This window comes from Ectobacillus sp. (genome assembly GCF_056992975.1).
Window position 1 is genome coordinate 1 of sequence record NZ_JBXKMX010000040.1, and the last position, 6,752, is coordinate 6,752.

Annotated in this window: 6 protein-coding genes; all 6 read left to right on the top strand. The window is 37.6% G+C overall.

Annotated features, from left to right (window positions below):
• Positions 1-58 precede the first annotated feature (58 nt).
• Positions 59-988, top strand: coding sequence for a manganese-dependent inorganic pyrophosphatase (locus tag AC11ZT_RS01660; protein WP_484057940.1), 930 nt, complete (start codon positions 59-61; stop codon positions 986-988).
• Between the two features lie 1,041 nt (positions 989-2,029).
• A complete protein-coding gene (locus tag AC11ZT_RS01665; RefSeq protein WP_484057941.1) occupies positions 2,030-3,172 on the top strand; it encodes a glycosyltransferase family 2 protein in 1,143 nt (380 codons plus the stop codon).
• A 171-nt stretch (positions 3,173-3,343) separates the two neighbouring features.
• On the top strand, positions 3,344-4,534 hold the full coding sequence (locus AC11ZT_RS01670; RefSeq protein WP_484057942.1) for a sensor histidine kinase: 1,191 nt from the start codon (positions 3,344-3,346) through the stop codon (positions 4,532-4,534).
• A complete protein-coding gene (locus tag AC11ZT_RS01675; RefSeq protein WP_484057943.1) occupies positions 4,531-5,187 on the top strand; it encodes a response regulator in 657 nt (218 codons plus the stop codon). Before AC11ZT_RS01670 ends, AC11ZT_RS01675 begins: the two co-directional genes overlap by 4 nt.
• Positions 5,188-5,299: 112 nt before the next feature.
• Positions 5,300-6,226, top strand: coding sequence for an ABC transporter ATP-binding protein (locus AC11ZT_RS01680; protein WP_484057944.1), 927 nt, complete (start codon positions 5,300-5,302; stop codon positions 6,224-6,226).
• A 14-nt stretch (positions 6,227-6,240) separates the two neighbouring features.
• A partial coding sequence (locus tag AC11ZT_RS01685) for an ABC transporter permease (RefSeq protein ID WP_484057945.1) occupies positions 6,241-6,752 on the top strand: 512 nt, incomplete at its 3' end.

The window sequence follows — 6,752 nt, forward strand, 5'->3', positions numbered from 1 at the left end:
AGAAACAATACTCTTGCTTTGGAAAAGAGCAAATTTTATTTAATTAAGGGGTAGAAAAATGAAAAAAATAGTTATTTTTGGCCATAAAAATCCGGATACAGATACAATTTGTTCAGCACTTGCATACGCAGCTTTAAAAACTGAGCTAGGTGTAGACGCAGAACCACTTCGTTTAGGTGAAGTAAATGGTGAAACAGCATTTGCTCTTGATTATTTTAAAGTGGAGGCACCTCGTCTTGTTTCTAAAGTAGCACCTGAAGGAGACGGTGTGATTTTAGTGGATCATAACGAACGTCCACAAAGTGCAGATGATATCGCAGACGTACGTGTATTAGAAGTAATTGATCATCACCGTATCGCTAACTTTGAAACGAGTGACCCGTTATACTACCGCGCAGAGCCAGTTGGTTGTACAGCAACAATTTTAAATAAAATGTATAAAGAAAATGGGGTAGCAATTCGAAAAGAAATCGCTGGGTTAATGTTATCTGCTATAATCTCAGACACGCTATTATTTAAATCCCCAACTTGTACAGATCAAGATGTGACTGCTGCTAAGGAATTGGCAGAAATCGCAGGAGTCGATGCAAGCAGCTATGGATTAGCGATGCTGAAAGCTGGTGCTAACTTAAGTGATAAAACAGTAGATCAATTGATTTCTCTTGATGCAAAGGAATTCCAAATGGGAAGTCAAAAGGCTGTGATTGCACAGGTGAACACAGTAGATACGAATGAAGTATTCGCTAAGCAAGCAGAAATTGAAAAGGCGATTCGTGACACGATTGAAAAGCGCAATCTAGACCTATTTGTATTTGCTGCAACGGACATTTTAGAAAATGATTCGGTTGCTCTAGCTCTTGGTAGTGCAGCACATGCAGTAGAAGAAGCGTTTGGTGTTACATTAGATAATAATAAAGCTTTATTGAAAGGCGTTGTTTCTCGTAAGAAACAAATTGTACCTGTTTTAACGAATGTACTAAACAAATAAGGCAAAAAAGTATATAATAAATGCACACAACACCGTTCATAGGATTGGATGGTGTTGTGTTTGCGTATGTTGAAATTTATAGTAATGTGCTAGTATTATGAAATACCCTCTTACCAAGAGAGAAAAGAAAGTATATACTCTATCAGTGGAGGCATATTTACGATACACCTTGTTAAGTAAAATCTTTGTATCTGTCGTTTTCGTTGCATCGTGAATGGATTTTGGATGGAGTTACAATCTCACGCTGTTTAGAATCACTGCAGAGTGGTGATTAGAGGAATGGGAAGAACAGTAAATATGGAGTCTATGAAATTGTTTTGTATGTCACAATATGTGGATACTTTTTATGTATACGCGCATATTGAATTAGTGGAGGCGTAAGGCTGTACTTTATTAAGAATAGGCCTATTTGAAAATGAAAAGAATGATTTTTCACTTTCATGCCAATGCTGTAAGTAGGACTTCTACTATTTGACATACATATTTCATTCACTTTACGAAGAAAAGAGTATAGAATCTTACTGTAATGGTTGGTCGTCTATACCGATTCTTTTGTATATTTATCGAATCTTAACATTTACTTATTGCTTATTTGATACAATAGTGATTATGGGTTAAATGTAAAAGGGTGGTGCTAATGGACAAAACATTCATTTTATCTGGATCCTTGGTGAATGATGGATTGAACATATTATAAATCTCATCCATTTGTACCTATAGTAAATCTGTTTGTAACATAAGCGATTGGATGATGCCTCTGGTATACTCGTTTAGGCAGTAAAATGCATTCGTACGAACTTCCCATTATATAGAGGGAAAGGAAGAAGTGAGTTGTCTTTTTTCGTTTCATACGGAACGTAAAAAGAAAATCCGGTGAAAATAATAGCAACAAATAAAAAAGAACGCGCTTAGTTTGAAAATGGGAATTCATTTTCATCTGTATAGGGCGATCTTTATTGGTGTAAAAAGACCAAGCTACAGCTCATATATACTCACCTAACTTAATTTGGGATGAACTCAGTTGTAATTAGGAGGAAACTTATGATTCTTATACAATTAATTATGTTCATTTTTGCTGTATGGTCAGTCGTTGTATTCGTTTCTGCGCTTATACCGAAACGAGTAACCCGTTCAGCAAAACATTTTCATCCGGAGCAAATCGTTGTATTGGTACCTGCTCATAACGAAGAAAAAGTCATTGGACGATTGATAGAAAATGTAACGTCAAATATAAATGGGTATCCGGTTCGTTTGATTATATGTGCAGATCGTTGTACAGATAATACGGTACCTATATGTAAAAGAAATGATGTAGAAGTATTTGAAAGAAAAACAGGTCTTCCTGGTAAGCAGTATTTGTTAAAAGATGTATTTGCTAGCCTAACGAAAGAATATGGATCTAATCCGAATGTCATTGTTACAATTTTAGATGCTGATAACAAAATCGAACCAGATTACTTTGAGCAACTTGTTGATTCTTTACAAGAAGATGATGTTGTACAAGGTTACATTGCAACATTAAATAGTTCAGATAATTTACAAACACGTTGGTATGCAATGAACTATCACTTTATGTTACGTTATTACTATTCAGGAAGAGAAAGATTAAATCGTTCTTCTATTTTAGGTGGTACGGGCTGGGGATTTCGTTTGTCAATCTTAGAACGTGTTCCATTCGACGTAACTTCAGTTACGGATGACTTAGAATATTCTGCTATGCTACGCTTAGCAAAAATTCGGGTAAAATATAATCCGCTTATGAGAATTTACGATGAAAAGCCACAAAGCGTAAGAGTTGGTATTCGTCAAAGAACACGTTGGGCAAGAGGACAATGGCAAGTATTTTTCCAATACTTCCCTAAACTTGTTTTTAAAGATTTCGAGTTTTGTATGTACTTGGCATTACCGTTATTTATGTTAATTGGTTTGTTTGGATTTTGGTTTAATAACAATGCCGTATTGAATTTAATATTTTCAGTTCTATTTATTTTGTTCTGGATGGCAATGGATCGTGGACTTTCTGAACTTCCAGGGTTATTGCTTCATATTCCGTACTTAATCATACAAAATGTAATTATGGTATATGCTTTATTTACATTTAAAAACAACAGCTGGGTTCGTACTCCTCATGGAACAGCAAACGTAAAATATGGAGAAAAGGTTAAGCCGGTAAGCTTAGATTAATCTTTTCCAAACAAAAAAGGTCGCCTAAGGCGGCTTTTTTGTTTGCTCTTGAGGAGATAATCTTTACAGTAATTTTATGTAAGTTATTGTAGGGGCCATCCAATATAATATGATATAGTAAAATATATACATCTATGGATTATTACTACTAATTAAGGATGAGGTGAGATCTTGTTAGGATATTTGAGATTAGCCACATTAACCATAGTAACCCTTGCTTATTATTATGAGGCACCCAATGTTATGTATATAAAGGTGCTCGTAGGAATAGCGCTAGTAGCATTTATTACGAATCATTTCTTTATTCTTTCTATTGCAAAAAAAAGTCAGTTGTTTTATTACCTGCTTGCAATTGACTGCGCATGGATCGTCGTACTTGGTCTATGCTTCCCTAGCTCAACTCTTCATTTAATCCTACTAGGAGTCGAAGTACTCACATTATTTTTATTCACCGGGAATAAGAAAATATTGACTGGATTTACCTTGTTTTTCTTTGCTTGTTCAGCAATTATTTTTATTCATTCGTACATGTTAATAGGGACTATTGAAATTATTCCGACTATTATGAATTTAATTCTTATTCTCTTAGAAGCAGTTGTTGGAGGGTTAATCCATAAGCTTGGAGTTGCAAGATCGAACATCGATGTTCAGTATGACGCATTGTATCAATCTCACCGAGCACTAAAAGATGCGCACGAGCAGCTTCGTGTGTATGCGAGGGAAGTAGAGGAACTGACCGCAGTTCGCGAACGAAATAAAATTGCGCGGGATATTCATGATACGGTCGGTCATCATATTACCGCACTTATCGTCCAGCTCGAGCTTACTCAAGAACTTTATAAGAAGGGGCTACCACAAGCTACTACATTGCAAACGTGTACGGAACTGGCTAGGACTACTCTTCAAGATATTCGGATGAGTGTTCGCACATTAAAGGAAGAGGATGCAAAAGAAATTTCTTTTTTGCCTGTTATTCAAACAATTATTCATGATTTTTCGAAAGCGACAGGAGTTACGGTTACCTTTGAAATGGAGGGAGATCCGACTGTTATTCTATGTTCTATGAATCTTTCTATATCAAAAATTATTCAAGAGTCGTTAACTAATTCGGTTCGTCATGGGAAGGCGACTGTATGTGCTGTTACTATTTCTTGTACTGAGAATACCGTAGAAGTAAAAATGGATGATAACGGCATTGGAACAAGCCAATTGAAACAAGGGTTTGGACTTACGAATATGAAAGAGCGAGTAGAAGAACATGGCGGTAAGATTGTATTTACAAGTGAGGAAAACGAAGGCTTTCATATTTTCATCCAATTTCCATTATTCCAAGATAAAAGAGCCGTAGGGGGAGTAGTATGATACGAATTATGATTGTAGATGATCAGCCGCTCATTCGCGATGGATTGGCTATGCTTTTGGATCTGCGTGAGGAGTTAGAAGTTGTTGGGACTGCAAATGATGGCGGGGAAGCAGTGGAAAAAGCGAAGATGTGCAATCCCGAAATAGTACTAATGGATATTCGGATGCCGGGTATAAATGGGGTAGAAGGCACAAGACTTTTGCTTGAGCAGTTACCCGATGTTCAGGTCCTAATGTTAACGACATTTAAGGATAGTGAGCTCATTTTTAAAGCACTAGAACAAGGAGCAAGCGGGTATTTACTAAAGGATATGCCGACAGATACGATCGTGCAAGCGATTCTAACGGTAAAATATGGTGGTCTTGTTCTACCGCAAGAGGTAACGGCCCAGGTTTTGCAGGAATTAAAGAAAACGACGGCTCCTCTTCTAGAAGCCATACCGATTTCCCTAAAGCTACTTACAGAACGAGAAATGGATATACTGCGTGAGATAGGATATGGCCATAGCAATAAAGAGATTGCGAATAAGCTATTTATCACAGAGGGAACGGTGAAGAACCATGTGTCCAATCTAATAAGCAAGCTCGAATTACGTGATCGTACACAAGCTGCAATTTTTGCAGTTCGATATGGCATTACTACATACATATGACTTTAGGCATAGATAGAATCAGCAAGCTAAAGTATTTTCTATCTTTGGGCAGTGGGAGCATGTTATTTTTCTTCGTAAAATAGAAATAGATTGATAGAAGGGAGAACGATCCATGCTTAACGTCGAACATATAGCAAAGTCATTTGGAAAAAAGGAAGTAGTTCGTGATATCTCATTTTCAGTAGAAAAAGGAGAATCCTTCGGGCTTCTCGGGCCGAATGGAGCAGGAAAATCAACAACGATTTCGATGATATGTGGTCTTGTCTCGTATGATAGCGGCGATATAATCGTTGATGGCGTGTCTGTGAAAGACAAACCGATGGTAGCAAAACGTAAGATTGGAATTGTTCCGCAGGATATTGCCTTGTATCCAACGATGAGTGCCAGAGACAATTTGACTTTTTGGGGGAAAATGTACGGATTAAACAACGCGCAAGTGAGAAAACGTGCCGATGAGGTATTAGATTATGTAGGCTTGCGTGATCGTGCAAAAGATAAAATAGAAACTTTCTCGGGTGGAATGAAGCGACGTATTAATATTGGAGCAGCGCTTATGCATGAGCCTGATTTATTGATTATGGATGAACCTACGGTAGGGATTGATCCACAATCTCGTAATCATATTTTAGAAACAGTAAAGCAGTTGAATGAAAATGGAATGACGGTTATGTATACAAGTCATTATATGGAGGAAGTCGAATATTTGTGTAAGCGAATTGCCATTGTCGATCATGGGCAGCTTATTGCCCTTGGAACGAAAGAAGATTTGGTTAATCAAATTACAAACCATACAATGATAAAGCTGAAAATTAACGAAGTAAAGGATGAGTTTGTTACTTTCGTAGAAAATCTTGCTCATGTGGAACGAGTTGTAGCAAAAGAGCAAGGTGTAGATATTTTTGTCACAGATGAAAAGGTAATTGGGGACATTGTCAGTGCTACGGTAACGCATCATCTGCCAATTGCATCACTTGAAGTGGAGAAACCGAATTTAGAGGCGCTATTTTTGCAACTTACTGGGCGTTCTCTGCGGGACTAAGGAGGGAGATGCAGATGAAGAGCCTTATTATTGCATGGAAGGATTTCAAAATTCGCTTTACGGATCGGCGAGGATTTTTGATGATGATCTTTATGCCGCTACTTTTAACGGCAATTCTAGGTTCTGCACTTAGTGGTGTGTTGGAAGGAAATAAATTTCCAACTACAGTGTTAGGTTACTATCAAGAAGACCAGGACTCCTTAGCAGAAACCTTCCACAAGGACGTGCTGCAAGGTGCAGACTTGCAGTCTTATATAACAGTGAAGGAAGTTACGTCTCGTGACGAGCTTACAAAGCTCCTTAAAGAAGGTAAAGTTGATGCAGGATTGATCATTCCAGCGAAATGGAGCGAAAATATGAATCAAGGGGAGCTGAAACAGCCAACCTTGTTATCAGATCCTGGCAAGACGTTGCAATCATCGATTACTGAGACGGTTATTCGTTCCTTTTCACAACGTGTGCAATCCATTTCTCTTGCAACGAATGTGGTTGTGAATGATTTAGCAAAGTCGACACCCGTTATGAC

What these genes read in the sequence shown, in the direction of transcription:
- AC11ZT_RS01665 (WP_484057941.1), top strand. Translation starts at nt 2,030, where the DNA reads ATGATTCTTATACAATTAATTATGTTCATTTTTGCTGTATGGTCAGTC.
- AC11ZT_RS01675 (WP_484057943.1), top strand. Translation starts at nt 4,531, where the DNA reads ATGATACGAATTATGATTGTAGATGATCAGCCGCTCATTCGCGATGGA.
- AC11ZT_RS01660 (WP_484057940.1), top strand. Translation starts at nt 59, where the DNA reads ATGAAAAAAATAGTTATTTTTGGCCATAAAAATCCGGATACAGATACA.
- AC11ZT_RS01680 (WP_484057944.1), top strand. Translation starts at nt 5,300, where the DNA reads ATGCTTAACGTCGAACATATAGCAAAGTCATTTGGAAAAAAGGAAGTA.